At 36.2% G+C, this 18242-nt stretch carries 16 protein-coding genes and 1 pseudogene; 5 read left to right on the forward strand and 12 right to left on the reverse strand.

The window, feature by feature from the left end:
- The 3 genes and pseudogenes from APF76_10750 to APF76_10760 form a co-directional block, all read right to left on the reverse strand.
- Positions 1 to 586 (reverse strand): annotated as a pseudogene (locus tag APF76_10750).
- Between the two features lie 208 nt (positions 587 to 794).
- The gene (locus tag APF76_10755) at positions 795 to 1202 is read right to left on the reverse strand and encodes a hypothetical protein (protein KUO50185.1); all 408 of its coding nucleotides are present in this window, start codon (positions 1200 to 1202) and stop codon (positions 795 to 797) included.
- A 567-nt stretch (positions 1203 to 1769) separates the two neighbouring features.
- Complete coding sequence (locus tag APF76_10760; GenBank protein KUO50186.1) at positions 1770 to 3434, reverse strand: pyridine nucleotide-disulfide oxidoreductase; 1665 nt, start codon at positions 3432 to 3434, stop codon at positions 1770 to 1772.
- Between the two features lie 265 nt (positions 3435 to 3699).
- Here APF76_10760 and APF76_10765 point away from each other — a divergent pair, with 265 nt between their 5' ends.
- A complete protein-coding gene (locus tag APF76_10765; GenBank protein ID KUO50187.1) occupies positions 3700 to 4836 on the forward strand; it encodes a hypothetical protein in 1137 nt (378 codons plus the stop codon).
- Between the two features lie 358 nt (positions 4837 to 5194).
- Here the strand turns inward: APF76_10765 and APF76_10770 are convergent, their stop codons facing one another.
- From APF76_10770 to APF76_10785, 4 genes are all read right to left on the reverse strand, one after another.
- Entirely contained in the window at positions 5195 to 7150 is a 1956-nt protein-coding gene (locus tag APF76_10770) for a ferrous iron transporter B (GenBank protein KUO50188.1), read from the reverse strand.
- 33 nt (positions 7151 to 7183) lie between these two features.
- Positions 7184 to 7402, reverse strand: coding sequence for an iron transporter (locus APF76_10775; protein ID KUO50189.1), 219 nt, complete (start codon positions 7400 to 7402; stop codon positions 7184 to 7186).
- A 212-nt stretch (positions 7403 to 7614) separates the two neighbouring features.
- On the reverse strand, positions 7615 to 8775 hold the full coding sequence (locus APF76_10780) for a sodium:proton exchanger (protein KUO50190.1): 1161 nt from the start codon (positions 8773 to 8775) through the stop codon (positions 7615 to 7617).
- 7 nt (positions 8776 to 8782) lie between these two features.
- Positions 8783 to 9271, reverse strand: a complete 489-nt coding sequence (locus APF76_10785) for a potassium transporter TrkA (GenBank protein KUO50191.1) — start codon at positions 9269 to 9271, stop codon at positions 8783 to 8785.
- A 276-nt stretch (positions 9272 to 9547) separates the two neighbouring features.
- Here APF76_10785 and APF76_10790 point away from each other — a divergent pair, with 276 nt between their 5' ends.
- Together APF76_10790 and APF76_10795 are read left to right on the forward strand one after the other, a co-directional pair.
- The gene (locus tag APF76_10790; GenBank protein KUO50192.1) at positions 9548 to 10405 is read left to right on the forward strand and encodes a fatty acid-binding protein DegV; all 858 of its coding nucleotides are present in this window, start codon (positions 9548 to 9550) and stop codon (positions 10403 to 10405) included.
- Positions 10406 to 10559: 154 nt separating this feature from the next.
- On the forward strand, positions 10560 to 11147 hold the full coding sequence (locus APF76_10795; GenBank protein ID KUO50193.1) for a hypothetical protein: 588 nt from the start codon (positions 10560 to 10562) through the stop codon (positions 11145 to 11147).
- Here the strand turns inward: APF76_10795 and APF76_10800 are convergent.
- The 5 genes from APF76_10800 to APF76_10820 all read right to left on the reverse strand — a co-directional run bounded on the left by APF76_10800 (position 11144) and on the right by APF76_10820 (position 14988).
- Positions 11144 to 12094, reverse strand: a complete 951-nt coding sequence (locus APF76_10800) for a hypothetical protein (GenBank protein ID KUO50194.1) — start codon at positions 12092 to 12094, stop codon at positions 11144 to 11146. The two genes, APF76_10795 and APF76_10800, sit on opposite strands and share 4 nt — an antisense overlap.
- A gap of 92 nt (positions 12095 to 12186) precedes the next feature.
- Positions 12187 to 12837, reverse strand: a complete 651-nt coding sequence (locus APF76_10805; protein KUO50195.1) for a hypothetical protein — start codon at positions 12835 to 12837, stop codon at positions 12187 to 12189.
- Positions 12838 to 13191: 354 nt separating this feature from the next.
- Positions 13192 to 13542, reverse strand: a complete 351-nt coding sequence (locus APF76_10810) for an L-aspartate 1-decarboxylase (protein KUO50196.1) — start codon at positions 13540 to 13542, stop codon at positions 13192 to 13194.
- A 222-nt stretch (positions 13543 to 13764) separates the two neighbouring features.
- Positions 13765 to 14442: a hypothetical protein gene (locus APF76_10815; protein ID KUO50197.1), complete on the reverse strand. Its 678-nt coding sequence runs from the start codon at positions 14440 to 14442 to the stop codon at positions 13765 to 13767.
- Positions 14443 to 14463: 21 nt separating this feature from the next.
- Positions 14464 to 14988 carry a hypothetical protein gene (locus tag APF76_10820; GenBank protein KUO50198.1) on the reverse strand — a complete coding sequence of 175 codons (525 nt, stop codon included), beginning with the start codon at positions 14986 to 14988 and terminating at the stop codon, positions 14464 to 14466.
- A gap of 208 nt (positions 14989 to 15196) precedes the next feature.
- On the opposite strand from APF76_10820, the gene APF76_10825 reads away from it, so the two are divergent.
- Complete coding sequence (locus APF76_10825) at positions 15197 to 15385, forward strand: hypothetical protein (protein ID KUO50199.1); 189 nt, start codon at positions 15197 to 15199, stop codon at positions 15383 to 15385.
- Complete coding sequence (locus tag APF76_10830) at positions 15372 to 18077, forward strand: ATPase (protein ID KUO50200.1); 2706 nt, start codon at positions 15372 to 15374, stop codon at positions 18075 to 18077. Before APF76_10825 ends, APF76_10830 begins: the two co-directional genes overlap by 14 nt.
- The last annotated feature ends 165 nt before the right edge of the window (positions 18078 to 18242 follow it).

An 18242-nucleotide genomic window follows, 5' to 3' on the forward strand; every position in this document is an offset into this window, starting at 1 on the left:
CTGTTATGAACATTTGACTTGTTTTTTCTACCATAAATACAAAGTCCATTAGGGCTGGTGAGTATACTGCCCCTCCTGCACATGGTCCCATAATTACTGCTATTTGAGGTACTACTCCTGAGGCTTGGGTGTTTCTGTAAAATATTTGTCCGTAGCCGCTTAGTGCGTCTACTCCTTCTTGGATTCTAGCTCCTCCTGAGTCGTTGATTCCTACACAGGGTGCTCCCATTTTCATTGCCATATCCATGACTTTACATATTTTCTTGGCATGCATTTCCCCAAGTGATCCTCCAACTACTGTGAAGTCTTGGGCATAGACATAAACTAGTCTATCTCGTACTGTACCGTAGCCTGTTACTACTCCTTCTCCTGGTGCTTCTACTTTTTCCATTCCAAAGTTTGTTGCTCTATGGGTGACATACATGTCTAGCTCTGTGAATGTGCCAGGGTCTAAAAATTTCTCTATACGTTCTCTGGCTGTCAGCTTGCCCTGGGAGTGCTGTTTTTCTATCCTCTTTAAGCCGCCTCCCTGTTTTACTTTGTCTTGTCTATTTCGCAGCTCTGCTATCTTTTCTTCCATATTCATAGTATCTCTCCCTGTTTTTTGGTTTTTACCTATATTTAAGCCTTCAGCGATTTACTAATGATCAAATATCCTCGTAAAATCATACATTTTCCTACCTTATAAATACAATAATAATCTCTAATAATCCTTTTAAATATATGAAACATACTGGTATGTTTTCTTTTGAAAAAACTAAAACCCCCATCACAAGATAGGGGTTAGCAGTTTGTTAGGAGATGAGAGACGGGCCACATCCCGAAAATAGACTTATTTTATTAATAATTTTCTTGTTAGACTCTGAAAATTCAAATTTACCGGACCTCAGTTCATCCAAGGTAACCCAATTGAATTCACCATCATGTTTACTTTCTGGTTCACCAAAGTTTCGTACACATAAATATGCGAGAATAACAATCTGTTTGTTATCAACCACATGAGAAACCACTTTGAAAATATCAAGAATAGTAATGTCAATACTCAACTCTTCCTTAACGCTTCTCATTAAACCTATTTCTGGTTCCTCTCCTGAAACATGCCTTCCACCTGGAAATTCCCAAAAACCTGTGCTGTCGGGCCGACTGATCAAGAATGCGTTGCTTTCTTCTAGAATAGCAACAGTTGTTACTATAGTTTCCATATCTCCACTCCTACTATCTTAACTTAATAAAGTTCATTATACCTGTTTTGTATTAATAAATGCATTCTACACTTAATGCCATTTACCTTCTTTTACATATTATTTGTGCATTGGAAAAAACATGAGAAGTGTTTATTATAAGAGAGCAAAAAATTAATGCTGCTTATCCCCTAAGCAGCATTAATTTCGCTTAAAATCCTTCTATAACAACTTGTTTAAATGGTCCTATACCTTTAACATCTATATTGATGTTTTTTTCAGTTCCTTCATCATTTACTATATAGACTGTTATTCCATCTACTTCATAGGAATTATAATCATCTGGACTATCAGGTTTACCTGCATACACGGCAGGTCTAATAGATGTCCCCGCTCAACTACGGGTTATTTCTTTCTTTAAGACTATTTCACTAGTTTTCTTTCCTATTAACGATTTGGCATCTGGGGAAATTGTAATATTCATAATTCATGCCTCCTTTGATTAGATTCGTTTCAGTAATACTAAGTAATAAATTCTCTATTTGTAGGAATTATCCTTCATGGAATATGAATAATCTTCAAATGTTTTTACTTTGGGGTTTTACCTGCCCAGACACTATAACCTCCACTTAGATTTTTTACATTAAAGCCATGGTGCTTTAATATTTTATATGCTAGGTAAGATCTGTAACCAATTCCACAGTATAAAACGGTTGGAGCATCTTTGTCTAAATCGCCAAACCATTCACGTATCTCATCAACTGGCATTATTTCTGAATCTGGAATGCGTCCCATATCATCTATATCAGACATACTCCTACAATCTACTACTTGTAGTTTTTCTCCCTTTCCTAATGCTTCATTAAACTCGTTTATATTTATTGTTTCTATTTCACCACGCATTAAATTTGAAGCTACCATTCCAGCAATTATTACAGGGTCCTTTGCTGAGGAAAATGGAGGAGCATAAGCCAGGTCTAGGTTTTCTAAATCTTCAACAGTCAACTTAGCATAAATTGCTGTTGCTAATACATCTATTCTCTTGTCAACTCCCTTTGCACCTACAACTTGTGCCCCTAATATCCGCCCTGTTCTTTTTTCAGCCAGAAGCTTAATTATCATCCATTCTGCTCCAGGATAATACCCTGAGTGACTTTTTGTTGCAGAGTAAGAAAGAAAATATTCAATCTTTTCTTTAGCAATTTCTTTTTCAGATAATCCAGTTTTTGCAGCAACTATATCAAATATTTTTACAATGAATGTTCCTAAAGCACCTTTAAACTTTAGCTTTCCTCCAGCTACATTTGCACCAGCAACCCTTCCTTGCTTGTTCGCTGGGCCTGCCAAAGGCATTCTCATCTTTTTGCCTGTTACAAGGTGTGTTGATTCAACAATATCTCCTGCAGCGTATATGTGGGGATCATTGGTTTGCATATATTCATTTACAACCACTCCACCAGCATAGCCAATCTCTATATCAGCATCTTCTAAAATACAAAGGTTTGGTTTAACACCTATTGATACTACTACTAAATCTACCTCAATTGATGTACCTTGTTCGAGTATTATTTTTTCAACTTTTCCATTTTTTCCTTCAAATTCTGTAACTCCCTGGCCAAGTATTAAATGAACATTCTTGTTTTCAAGTTCTGTTTGTATTTTCTTTGTCATTTCATGGTCAATTGCCGGTAGAACCTGTTTATCCTTCTCAACTAATACAACTTCCAAACCTTTATTAACAAAGGCTTCGACTATTTCTAGGCCAACGAATCCTGCACCTATAACAGCTACCTTTTTAAGATTAGTATTTGCCATACCCTCTAAAATATTATCCATATCTTGAACAGTCCATAGATTATGTATATTCTCCAAATCAATTCCTGGTATTGGTGGTTTTAGGGAGCTCCCACCAGTAGCAACAATCAATTTGTCATAGCTTTCCCAAAAGGTTTCTCCATTGGTATGATTCATAACTTGAACTTTCCTGTTTGCCCTGTCTATCTTTATTACCTCATGATTTATTTTGGCATCTATGTTATACCAATTTTTAAATCGATCAGGAGATACTAAAAAGAGATTATCTCTTTCTTCAATCTGTCCTCCGATATGATATGGTAGACCACAATTGGCGAAAGATACATGTGCACCCCGCTCGAACATGATAATTTCAGCAGCTTCATCTACACGTCTAGCCTTAGTAGCAGCTCCAGCTCCTCCTGCTACCCCGCCAATTACTACGATTTTTCTTTTCAAAAAAATACCCCCTCAAATATATTATTTTTAAACTATTAATACGATATAGAACATGTTTTAACTATCTCTATTCTACTATCATAAATTATTATTTCAACTATATATAGCAAATATCCTGTTCTTAGAAGAGCAAATCTTAATTTAGTCATATGCCTAAATATTATCTGGAGGACAAAAGGTGTCTAATGACATTATTTATAAAAAGGATTCTAGGGTTTAAAATAGAAGATTATTCAGTAGCTTAAATAGATATTTCCAATGCTCTTTGGAGGTGATATTAGTGAGAAAAATAATTTCAACAGTCATATTTCTGATATTACTAGTTCTTCCTGCTGTCGCTAGTGCTAATGATTTGCTAGGTGAAGATTATTATGATGATATACCAGAACCCGTCATGGCAAGGGCAAAAATAATTGACTTACTTGATGAAGGTGAAGGTGAATATGGTTTTGTCCACCAGACATTTTCAGCAGAAATTCTTGCCGGACCCTTTAAAGGAGAAAAAGTTCTTGTAGAAAACGCATTTTCTGATAACCCTGCAATGGATATGATGATTAATCCAGGTGATAAGGTTATTTTAGCAATGGATGTAATAGATAACCAGATCACTACTGCTTATCCACAAGATTTTTACAGGGAATTTCATATTTATATGTTACTTGGCATATTTGTTTTAGTTTTGTTAGTAATTGGACAGCTAAAAGGTTTGAAGGCAATTTTAACCCTTGCTATCACAGTATTTTTGATTGCTAAGGTGATGCTCCCTGCCATGTTACAGGGTTATGATCCACTTCTGCTGGCCATAGGAATCTCCGTTATAGTTACTACTATAACTCTGGTAGTTATTAGTGGATTTACTAGCAAGACACTTGCAGCTATCTTAGGTACCACAGGTGGTGTTCTCATTGCAGCCTTTATATCACTTTGGATTGGCCATGCCGCTAAACTAACCGGTTTAAGTGGACAGGAAGCTCAAATGCTAATGTATATTGCAGATAGTGTGGGCTTTAATTTTAAAAATTTACTTTTTGCAGGTATGATAATTGGGGCTTTAGGGGCTGTTATGGATGTAAGCATGTCAATAGCATCCTCCATGGAAGAAATTAAACTTAACAATCCTTCTATTTCAAGGTCTAGGCTGATTCGATCTGGAATGAATGTAGGAAAAGATATCATGGGTACCATGAGTAATACCTTAATTCTAGCTTACACAGGAACATCAATTCCCTTGTTGTTGTTGTTCTTGGCTTATCAGCAATCCTATTTAAAGATAGCTAATATGGACTTTATCGCAACGGAATTTGTAAGAGCATTGTCAGGAAGTATAGGACTTATATTTGCAATTCCCATTACAGCTTTAGTGACTGCAGCATTAACAAAAACCTCAAAAAAAGAGAGCTGAAACTTTTATTCTCTTTTCCCCAAGATTCATCATTTCTATAAGGGTTTGGCCTAGACATGCTTATTAGCAGAAGAAAACGGCGTAGAGCAATGGCGAAAGGAAAGACTATAGAAGTATTAATAAGAAAAAGTGGCCCTAGTGGAAGACACACTTTGGGACCACTTTCCTCTTGAGGTGGCAAAATTTAATAAGACTGCTGCTGCGAGTGTTTAATCTTACATTTGCTACAATTTCCATTACAACTATGCATATTTATTGGTGTATTACAACGAGGACATTTTAAAATAATTTCACCTTTTTTAATTGGAAAACCACACATAGTACAACATAGATTCTTAGCATTACTATCCATCTCGCTCTACATCCTTTCAATAGACTTAGGAGAACTAATTTTTATCTTTGTAATAAAGGCTATTGCAAGTACAATTAAACTAAAGACTATACTTACCACAAGTGGATTTGTAGAAAATGAACTTATCTTAGCTATAATACCACCAACAGAAAAGGCAATTACCCATGTTGCTAACCAAATTATAACAGCCTCTTTTTTACCTCTTTCTTTAAATAGTACCATTACCGAAGCAATACACGGTACAAACAGCGTTATAGTTACTAGAGCTACTAGAATCTGCATCGGTTCCAAAGTCATATCATTTAACCCTGCTGCCCCAAAATCTCTTCTTACTATACCCATAATAAATGCAGTAGCACTTTCTGGAGGCAAATCCAGTAATCCTGTAGTCAAAGGTGCTAGAATTTTTTGTAACCATTTTAGGACACCTGTTAGTTGCAAGAAGCTTATCAAGAAAGCTCCAATTGCAAACAATGGGAAAGCCTCCTTTAAAAAGTTATATGATTTTATTGTTGTTTTCTTTAAAACATTCATCACTCTTGGTAATCTTAATGGTGGCAAATCAATTAACAGGTCTGATGACTTGCCTGGTAAAAACCTACTTAAAAGAGTTCCTATCAATATAAAGATTGAAATAATTATTATTGTATATGCTAGGGCATAATTAGCACCTAAAGTAGCCAACATGGCTGCAATAACTCCTAACTGAGCAGAGCAGGGAACAGTCAAAGCAAGCAGAAAAACTGTAATGCGTTTTTCTCTTTCTGTTCCAAGTATCCTTGTGACTATGGTAGCCATTGTTACACACCCAAGGCCAAGAATTAGAGGAATTATGGCCCTTCCATTTAATCCAATTGAATTTAACCCTCTATCAACTAATGCTGCAAGTCTTGGCAAGTAACCAGAATCTTCAAAAACAGATAGGAATAAGTAAAAACCTATTACTAAAGGCATTAATAACCCAATTACATAAGAAAATGTCATTGTTAGAACTCCAAACTCACCAATTAGAATATACCCTAACCAGCCATTCTCATCTAAGAATTGACCAACTAACCCTCGCATTATAGGTTCATAATATTCACCCATAATAATATCCTCTGTAATCCCAACTACCCCTTCAGCAACGAAAACACCTATTACTTGATACATTAGCCATAGTGCAAACAAGAGAATTGGTATTCCTGTAATAGGCCTAATCATGATTCTGCTTAGCCACTTGCCAAATACCCTTGTTTTACTGGTATGCTCCAAAACCCCTTCTATAATAGCGTTTACCCTTTTACGTCTAAGTAGATATATTTGTTCCATTTCAGCACCAGGTTCCAAGCCATGCCTTTGCGCTACTATATGGTCACCTTCAAGGATAAGCAATGCTTCCCCCTGATGACCCACCCTATTTCTCATGTACATCATTTTATCTTTAATTTCAGGAGTGGGATTTCCTTTGACCGCTTTTTCAATAGATTTCTTTGCCTGATCTATACCTTTTCTTTTAACTGCTACCGTGGGAATTACAGGTACACCCAATTCTTTTGTGAGTAACTCAAAATTAATTATTAAACCTTCCTTTTCAGCTTCATCTATCATATTTAAAGCTACCACTACTGGTATCCCAGTATCGATGATTTGTTGAGTTAGAAATAAATCTCTTTCCAAATGAAGGGCATTAACAACATTGAGAACTATATCTGCATTTAAAATAATATCCCTAGCTATTCTTTCTTCATCATTAAAAGATGATAGCCCATATACACCTGGTGTATCGATAATCACATCCTTACCCAGTTTTCCATGAGAAATTTCTAAAGTTGTACCGGGATAATTTGATACGTCTACATATAGATTAGTTAATGCGTTAAAAAATACGGATTTTCCTGAATTTGGGTTCCCTGCTAAGACTATTTTTCTAGCCCCTGTAGGAATTTCAATAGGTAGGTCTTTTCCATGACAATGTGCCACAATAGTTCATCTCCTAATGTAAATATTTATTTCTTATGACAAAGCAACAAAAATTTGTTTTGCTAATCCTCTACCAAGAACTATCTCTTGCAAGTTTTTTCGGATAATAATGGGACCCGCTGGTACAATCTCCTCACAGATAGCATTTTCCCCTTCCCCTAAGCCAAATCTAATTGTTTGAGCTCTAATATATGGATCAACGATGGAAATAATTTTAAACATCTGCCCTTTTTTGATTTCTTCTAAAGTCACAGCTCATCACTCCTTGATAATAATTCTCATTGAGAGGCCAAATAATAAATGGCGTTATTTTTACACCACTATAATATAATTGATAACCTTTATCACTATTTTCGCCTTTATCGTACTATTTGTCAAGTCTTTTTTGAGAAACATTTTCAATTAAAAAACCCCTTTTGACCTTTACGCCAAGTATAAGGGTTTCAATATAACTTCTGGCGAACTTATATGACTTTCTGCTTTAAGTATTTGTCATTAATTGCCTTTGACCATGCTGGGGCTTTGTTAAATAAAAACACCCCTATAAAAGCTGTAGTCAATATATAAATACCACTAAATACTCGTAGTTGCGATGGTGCCATGGCTGCTATTATCGCCGAGAATTCTCCCCTTTGCCCCAAGGACAAACCTGCTCTAATTGAAACCCTTGATGACAAACCATACATTCTACCCCCATAAAAACCAACGATTATTTTACCGATGATTGACCATAAAATAAGTACAATTAAGAATAAAATATTAGGAACAGTTTCTCCAAAAGAAATAGATGTGCCAAACCAGAAGAAAAAGAATGGAAGAGTAATATCTCTAACAGGTAGTATTAAATGCTCTAACTCCTTAGCCCTTCCAGTTTCTGAGAGCATTACTCCAGCCAAAAAAGCCCCCAGAACTTCTGACAAGCCTAATGCAATTGCTAGTCCAGCATATCCAAATGCAATTCCTACTGCAAATAGCGACATAAAATCCATTTCTAGGTATTTTTCAACAAAATTGCTTAGTTTTCGAAAACCATAATACCCAATTATTATAGCGCCACCTGTCATAATTATAATCTTAAGGAATAGAACTCCCATAAATTGACCTGTAATTTCGGCTCCTGAGTATGCACCAGCTAAAAAGGATACTAGAATAGGGGCTGCCAAATCTTCGAAAATGAGTAGAGCAAGTATAAACTCTGCTTCTGGATTAGCTAGTCTTTTTTTCTCTTCAAGCATCTTAGCTGTAATAGATGAACTACTTGCATAGGCTACTGCACCTATAAGAAAAGCTGTCAATAAATTAAACCCAAATAAGAGTGCAATTAAAAACCCTATTCCCAAGTTTAATATCAGATCAAGAACACCAGCAGGCCATACCTTTTTTGAGATACTTAGCATTCTTTGTAATGGAAACTCTAATCCCAATAAAAAAAACAAAAGAACGATACCTATTTCTGCTATTGTATGTAAAGTCTCACTTTTGCTAAAGGCACCAGCTAATAGTATACCTACTATAATAAATAGAAGTACTGAAGGAATCCGAATTCTTTGGGAGGCAAAACTAATGCTGAAAAACAGAAGTAACATAATTCCCCCGAGCAACAGCAAAGATACATTTTCCAGCATTAATTATTCACTCCTTTTTTATGCATAACGCCTCCAATGCCTTAACCTGATCTTTTTTGCCTATTACCATCAGGACATCACCATCCAAAAGAACTTCATTTACATCAGGGCTGCCTATTACTTGATCACCCCTTTGGATACCAATGATGGTAGCACCTGTTATCTTTCTAATTTGGGCATCTTTTATTGCCATATTCGTAAGCTTAGATTCTGGACATAAGTTAATCCACTCTACAAGTATATTTTTCCTCATAATTTCAAGTTTTTCATCACTAACAGGTTGATAGTCAGCACCTAAAAGAATAGAGCCAACCTTTCTAGCTTCTTCGTCATTTAGGTCCAAAGTTAAAATAGGTCCATCATCTTCATCATCATTCATAAAATAAATTTCACGTTTTCCCGTATGATGTATAATAATGACAAAAAGATATCCGTCCTTGGTTGTCACAGAATACTTTTTGCCAATCCCAGGCAAATCAGCACTTTTAATTTGCATTTATTAGTACTCCTCCATTCTTTTTTCATATTTTGCCCCTATATTAGAGCTTTTCCTACTTAATATTATATAACAAATCATCAAGGTTTGCTAAAATGACTAGCAAATTTATTGTAAAATTCAAAAGAATATATGATTAATGGATACGATAATAGTTTATTTGTAAAATATTATAATAATTAGAATAACTTCTAAAATATTCATATATATAATTTTATTTCTTTGTAATAAAGTATATAATAAATAATATGAATATTGTAAAAAGGAGGAAGATAAATGACATTAAATGAGAAAATAGCTCTTATAACGGATAGTTCTTGTGATTTACCTCAAGAAACTATTGAAAAATATGACATTCACCTGCTTCCATTAAAAGTTATCTATCCAAATAAAGAGTATGATGATAGACTAGAAATCACCCCCGAAGAGGTATATGCAAGATTTCCGGAAGAAATACCAACAACTTCACAGCCATCTCGAGCGACAGCAACTAAGCTCCTTGAAGATTTACGTACTAAAGGCTACAAAAAAGTTCTTGCTATCTTGATGTCAAGTGGTCTAAGTGCTACATATGAAATGGTTGAGACTTTAAGGAAGGAATTCTCTGATATGGATATCAGGGTTATTAATTCTAATACTCTTTCCATGGGATTGGGCTTACTCGTTAAGGAGGGGGCCAAGCTTCTAGAGGAAAAGAAAATGAACTTTGATGAAATTGTGAACAACTTGAAAACAGCTCATCAGAAAATAAATGTTTTTTATGCCATTCCCACCTTAGAGTATTTACGTAAGGGTGGAAGAATCGGACTTGTTTCAGCTACCCTTGGTTCTTTAATTGACTTAAAGCCAGTAATATCCGTAAATAAAGAAGGTAAATACTATTCTCATGCAAAGGTAAGGGGTAGGAAAAAATCTATTGCTAAAATTGTTGAACTTGTTGAAGAGCTAACTGATGGTAAAAACATAAACCTAGCCGTGGTGCATGGTGATGCTGAAGAAGAAGGCCTTAAATTAAAGAAATACTTTGAGCATAAACCAAACGTAAAAGAATTATCATTTAGTCAAATAAGCCCAGCTCTTGTTGTGCATACTGGCCCAGGGTTGGTGGGTGTATGTTATCAATTAATTGATTAATTAATCCAAACAAAAACGATAGTTGTACAAATTTTAAGCAGCTAATTTAAACCTAGCTGTTTTTTATTTTTCACAGTTTAAAGGAAATATGCCGAACAAATAGAAAGATTCAGTTGTAACAATTAAAAATTTAGAATACCAAGGGGGTTCTATCGTGAATAAGTTTCTCTGTATGCTAATGATTATGATCCTGTTATTCTCCCCAGTTATTATTGCTCAAGATGAAACCAATGACATAACGGAAGAAAATATTACACAAGAAGAAGTTATTCCAAAAGAAGAAAGTACTGAAGAAGAAAGTACTGAAGAAGAAAGCACGCCTACCCAGTCTAATGAAAATCAAATTATTAGCTGGGAAGCAATGAATGAAATGCAGACTGCATTATTTATCATTAACAAGCAAATAGATTATCTAATGGAGAGAATTGAAGATAGTGATACTAGGATTAGAAAAATCACAGACACATATGAAGAGCGTTTAGAAAAGGAAATAGCAAGGAATAAAGAACTAGCAGCTAGCTATGAAGAAAAGATAGAAAGCCTTGAACAAGAGATAGTGGTACACAGAGACAATCTCTCTCAACTTGAAAGAGATAACGCTATCTTTGCGAGCGAAAGTGGTTTATATTTAAAAATCTTAATTGGATTTCTTGTCGGATCTATCTTCGGGATAGTACTAGCAGGATTACTACAGTTATGGAAAAAAGGTAAAAATTCTAAAAACAAGTCTGCATCAGCTTAAGGTGCAGACTTGTTTTCTAGGATTCCATAAAATTCTTCTGAGAGCTCTCCTGTAGGCTCCATTGAATTCAAAAGTTGAAAGTATTTGACTGCGGAAGCCGTCATCAGGCCAAATCTCCCATCGGCTGGCCCCCAGTAAACACCTTTCTCTCTAAGCTGATACTGTACAGGAATTAAACTCTGAGAATTTATACCAGATTTCAGGTTAGGCTTTCCTAACGGGGGATAGTCACCTACTATTATTACAGGTGTCCCTACTTTTACAAAAGGAAAGAGTTCTTCAACATGCTGATTAAACATTCTTATACAACCCGCGGAGGCTCTTCTGCCTATAGACCATGGTTTATTTGTACCATGAACTCCATATGACCCCCAAGGAACATTAAGACCCATCCAGCGGGTGCCCGTTGCTCCATTATTTCTTACAGATTTATTTGCCACTTTAAATTCTCCTACCGGAGAAGGTGTTTTGTTCTTCCCTATGGCTACAGGATACTGTTTGAACACTTCACCATCATCCGTATAGACAGTAAGCTGATTCTTGTTTTTATCAATTACAATGATTATATCACCATCTACGGTTTTAAAGTCTTTATCTGGGGGTGGCGGGGTTGTCACATTCTGGGCGAGCAAATCCCAGGTTTCCAAGGTAACCATTGCGGAAGAACCCCTACCTTGATCCCTATGAAAGCGACTTACAGCTCTTTGAGTTGGATAATCATAAATGCCTGTAATCTCTCCATTATAATACCCAAGATGTTTTAACCTTTCCTGCAATTCCTCTACGTCTGGGCCCTTTTGAGCAGGTTCGGTGGCTAACAAAATCCTATCCTGATCATGGCAGCCCACAAGCATTGGCTCCTCAGTAAGAACTGAAGAAACATTGAGTGACATCAATATTAGGTTCATAAAAACGAACAAAAAGAAGGCACAGAATACTTTTTTCATCTAGTCACCACCATTTTTTCATCTGTAAATAAATATTCAATAAGCGACTCATCTATGCCAATTGTATTACTAAATAATTATTTCCATTTAATCTACTTTTGTCCATATCGAACAGCCATATCCTCTCTTTCTTTTTGTATTAACTGCTTTGATAACACTACTGGTTTTCCAATCACATTTGAATATATGTATATCTTGGCACTAGCCTCTAATAGCTCACAGATACCAAGTGCTTCATCTAGACTTTTGCCAACTCCTACTGCACCATGATTTGCTAATAAAGCAGCAGCCGTATCACCTAAAGCCTCAACAATTTGAACCGCGAGATCCTCTGTTCCCGTCCTGGCATATTCCGCAGTTTTAACGGCCCCTCCAAAAACAATAGCCATTGCATCAGTTACCGGAGGAAGGTCTTGCCTTGTAATAGCAATTGCGCTTGCATAGACTGAATGGGTATGTACAACTGCATTGATATCCTTTCTTGCCCTTAGAATACTTCTATGCATATTCACTTCAATTGATGGTTTTCTGTCACCTTCTACTATATTACCTTTCATATCCACTATAACAATATCTTCGGGAATTAACTTGTCATAAGCCATCCCACTTGGTGTAATCATCATTAATTCTTTATTTACTCGAACACTAATATTACCCCCTGTTCCAATCACCAACCCTTTTTCAATTAATAGTTGCCCGTACTTGATAATCTCTTTTTTTAATTGTTCTTTTTCTAAAGACATGCCTACACCTCCATAATCTGAATTTATCCGATGGCTAACTACCACTAGCCTTGCATGGTTTCAGCTATGTCAACAAGTTGACAAGTTTCACTCAAGACTCCCACCTCTTGCTCTGCACTGGTATTTCTACGCATTGCAAAAATCACAATGCTAGAACTACTGGCGTAGTGGGGGATAAGTGGTACTAAGCCCCTGGATAACGGTTTTCCCTAAAGGATTAGCTTAGCTACGCCAAACAAGTTGGCAAGTTTCGCTCTATAATATTCAGATGGAGTTTTAACTCCATCTGACTAAAGAATCCTGTTTATTTTCAAGAAAAGGAACCTATCGGTTCCTTTTTAAATGCTATATCTATTAATCTGTTAGTTTGTTTTTTTCATCAACAAATACTATGTTTGGCTCATAATTTTTGGTTTCTTCCTGTGTCATATAACAATAAGCTATGATTATAACCTTATCCCCTGGTTGAACTAGTCTCGCAGCAGAACCATTTAGACAAATAGTACCTGAACCAGCCTCACCCTTTATAACATAGGTTTCAAATCTTGCACCATTGTTATTATTAACAACCTGTACCTTTTCATGAGTCAGAATTCCAGCTGCCTTCATAAGGTCTTCATCAATAGTAATGCTTCCCTTATAATTCAAATTAGCGTCTGTAACCGTCGCGCCATGTATTTTCCCTTTTAGCATATTTAAAAACAAAAGATATCCCCTCCTAAGAAAAATAAAAAAGCCCATAAAAACATACCAAGGGCTTAGTTAATTCTCATTATCCAATGGTATGGTTCTAGTTAGATACCATCCTGAAGTTATTCTATCATAACTTATTAATTTATTACAAGAAAAAATGCTTATGCTTTAAATGTAGCTTTTGTACAATCATATATTTGTACTCTATGATTTTTACGTTAAATCTTGCAAATCTTAGAAAAATATCTTTTCATTCCCCTCACTATCGGAAGTTCGAAGGTTATCTTTTTCTTTAAAAAGCTCATATACTTTTATTACTCCTAAAACAACTGCAGCCCACATCAATATGGCTATTATATTCCATAACAATGGCAGCTGCATTCCTCCCCAAACAGAATAGAATAAGATAGCAGGTATTTGCCCTAAGGCTGTACCAATTACATAATATCTCGTCTTAATTAAAGTAAACCCAAATGCAAAGCTAGCTAGATCTGTGGGTATAAAAGGCATTAAACGGACTATAAAAACAGCTTTTTCCTGATAAGTTTCAAAAAAACCTATTATTTTTCTCAAAAAATCGTTTTTTATCTGCATATTAAAATTAAAATGCCTAACCAATGCGAAGCAAAGATAAGCACTTAGCAATGATCCTATCCAAGAAATGAAAAAGCCCCCAATTGCACCAAAGATTATCCCATTCGCAATATATATAAAAACTGCTGGGATAGGTGCCACAAAGGCCTGTAATAAGATTATGGACATTGATCCGAGAGGTGTAAAAATTCCCCAGTCATCTAAAAAACCCTGGATATGTTCCATATCGCCTATTATTAATGCTTGAATAATTCCTGAACTATAGAAAAAGGCCACAACAACTAGGAGTATCAGTAGTCCGCCAACCCTTTTATACATCTCAACCTCCTCTGTTTGCAATCAAATATATTCATTCTGTCCGCTTTTCTTTATCTTATGCCTACGAATTAATATAACCCAAAACACTAGATAGATAAAAGTTGCTCCTATAAGGGCATTCACTATTGCTCCTATTAAAAAATCAGCAGTAAAGTCTTGCATTCTATCTAAAGACAAGTAGCTGGTAGGTTGTTCAACAATTCCCTCTATCTTTGTCATTGACTCTTGTAAGGAGCCTTGCAGTCTCTCTTCGATTTCGACACTCTGTACCTGATCACCCTTTAGAAATCGACCTGTAATCATATTCATACTATAAAAAACGGGAATAAAGAATCCCGTAGCTAAATTTGCAGTAAGTGCAGCCACAGCACTACCACGAAGCATTTTTGCCAGACCCATTGAAAGAAATGGACCAACTCCAACCGATGGAATGAAATTCCAAAACACCCCTACCGATGCTCCTAGTGCAATTGAGTGGGGTGATCCTGCTATTTTTAAGATCTGTCTAAATTTGATACGTATTTTTTCCAAGAGTTTTTGTGTCAATTATATCACCACTTCTATGACTTTAATTAGCACTACCTTAAATTATAACGTGTTTTATATTGTATGTATACAGCACAAACACCATCCATTCTCTGAAATTCGACACATTTTTTGGAATAAGAGAAACCCTAAACCAAAGTTAGGACGATAGTCCTACTAATTCAGGACCTGGGGGCAATGGTAATAATCGACAAATAGTCTAAAATTATTGTATAAGTTGACTATATTTTTGCCTCCTCATTCTCCAGTGGGCTCTACCTCACCACACAAGCCCATTGGGGGATTTTTGTATTTAAACATCACCCGGCCCTCCATAGTTGCTTTTTCCACTGGAATAACCAATACTGATTTAGATATAATAATAAAAAAAGCTGCTGTTGAATATGGGAGGGGTTAATTTGGATCTAACAAATTGGTATTCAAAAGAAGTCGAAGAAATAGTTCAGGAATTGCAAACCAATTTAGACCAAGGGCTAAGTACTGATGAAGCCAATAAACGTATTCAAGAATATGGTTCTAATTCATTACAAGAACCCCCACCAAGAAGGCTTATTTCCATGTTTATTGCCCAGCTTAAAGAAATTTTAGTTCTAATTCTAATTATTGCAGCTATTACTTCTGCTGCTCTGGGCGAATGGGTAGATACCACTATTATTTTAATCATTGTAGTTTTAAATGCTACTCTAGGTGTATTTCAAGAAAACAAGGCAGAACAGGCTTTAAAAGCTTTAAAAGAAATGACTAAAACTCTGGTTAAAGTATTAAGGGCTGGTAAAGTAAGCCAAATTAATGTAGATAATCTAGTACCTGGAGATGTAATACTTTTAGAAGCAGGAGATTCCATTCCTGCTGATGCACGCTTAATTGCTGCTGCATCATTAAATGTGAATGAAGCAGCTTTAACTGGAGAGTCAGTACCTGTAGAAAAAATACTTTCTGTAATTAAGGCTAATGATGTTTCCATCGGTGATCGTAAAAATATGGTCTTTAGAGGAACTTCTGTAACAGGAGGGCGCGCTAGGGCTATCATTACCAATACAGGCATGAATACCGAGTTAGGTAAAATAGCACGAATGATCCAAGAAACACCACCGGATTCCACACCTCTACAGCTTCAATTAGCTAAACTGGGTAGGGTTTTAGGGCTTGCTGCAGGAGTTATTGTCGCCGTAATCTTTGCAACTGGGTTACTACGCGGACAAGAGCTCCTAGATATTTTTTTAACATCCATTGCTTTAGCAGTAGCAGCAATCCCGGAAGGATTACCTTCTGTAGTTACAATTGTTTTAGCATTAGGTGTAACCAGGATGAGCCGTCGCAATGCTATTATCCGCAGGTTGCCTGCAGTAGAGACCCTTGGTGTTGCAACATATATTTGTTCCGATAAAACTGGAACCTTGACTAAAAATGAAATGACTGTTACACAGCTTTATGTGAATAGCAATTTGTTACAAGTAACAGGAATAGGTTATCAGCCAGTTGGGGATTTTTTGAATCATAACGGAACAAAAATTGCTCCGTTAGATGACAAAAACAGAGAATTAATACTTTTAGGCGGCCTCTTAAATAGCGATGCCCGTCTAGAGACTACTGATAAAGGTTATGGAATAATAGGCGACCCTACAGAGGGTGCCCTAGTAGTAGCTGCATCAAAGGCTGGACTTGTTAAAGAGACTGTGGAAAAAAATTATCCGCGTCTAGCAGAAATTCCTTTTGATTCTGCACGAAAAATGATGACTACCTTCCATTCAATGGGTGAGGAAACTTACTCTTTTACAAAAGGAGCTCCAGATGTACTTTTAGCACGTTGTACGGAAATACTTACAGGAGAAGGCTTAAAAACACTAAATCAAGACATTCGTAACGAAGTTCTAGGCGTAAATTCTAGTATAGCCTCTCAAGGACAAAGGGTTTTGGCACTAGCTTTTCGTAAGTGGAATAGACTTCCCCAAAAGCTAACTACTGAAACTGTTGAAGTAGAACTTACCTTTATTGGATTTTTTGCCATGCAGGACCCAGCCCGTGAAGAAGTTAAAGATGCTGTGGCTATTAGCCGTAGCGCAGGAATAAAAACAGTAATGATTACAGGTGATTACCAAGAAACTGCCCTGGCCATAGCTAAGGAACTAGATATTTGGCGTGCCAAGGATGGTGTACTTACCGGGCAGCAATTAGAAAAAATGGATGAAGAAGAACTTAAGCAGCACGTTCTTACAACAACAGTATATGCCAGAGTTTCCCCCGAGCATAAGCTTCGTATAGTAGGTGCTCTAAAAGCTCATGGTCATGTGGTTGCTATGACGGGTGACGGCGTCAATGACGCTCCAGCTTTAAAACGAGCTGATATCGGTGCATCAATGGGAATTACTGGTACTGCAGTTGCTAAAGAAGCTTCCGATATGGTACTTTTAGATGATAACTTCGCAACCATTGTTAGTGCAGTAAAAGAAGGCAGAGCTATTTACAACAATATCCGCAAGTCAATTCAATACTTATTATCCTGTAATACAGGGGAAATTATAGCTATATTCACATCAATTCTCCTCGGTTTTGGTAGTCCATTAACTCCCGTCCAAATTTTATGGTTAAACCTAGTAACTGATGGTCCCCCAGCCTTGACCTTAGGTTTGGAACCTCCTGAAAAGGGTATCATGAATCAGCCACCCCGCAATTCCAAAGCAAGTGTTTTTTCCCAGGGTACAGGCGGAGCAATTCTTTATCAGGGTCTTATAATTGGTATGGTGTCCTTTGGTGCTTATTGGATAGCTCTCAACTGGGGAAGAACTCTAGAAGAAGCACGTACCATGGCGTTTTTAACTATGGCTTTTTCTCAATTGATCCATGCTTTTAACGTAAGGAGTTTTAAACAATCCCTGTTTACCATAGGAATTGGTACTAACAGACCCCTAGTATATGCTTTTTTAGTTTCTGCAGGTTTACAGTTAGCAGTTGTTAATGTTCCATTTCTAAGAGAAATTTTCAAGACTGCATTGTTAAGAGGAACTGACCTCCTGGTTGTTCTATTATTATGCTTAACTCCTTTAGCAATAGAAGAGATTGTCAAGTTTTTCAGACGAAGAAGCAACTAGATCAATTCTTTTTTACAAGTTAATAGTGAAGTGAGTAATTCAAAAAGTAATTTGGAAGTAATTTAAAAGTAATTGGGGAACTTTTTGTTAGTGACAAATATAATTAAATTTGTTAAACTATAGCCTAAGTATAGTTTAGTTTAGCTAATAGCTGAGAGGAGACGA

It is taken from the genome of Desulfitibacter sp. BRH_c19 (genome assembly GCA_001515945.1).
GTDB lineage: Bacteria > Bacillota > DSM-16504 > Desulfitibacterales > Desulfitibacteraceae > Desulfitibacter.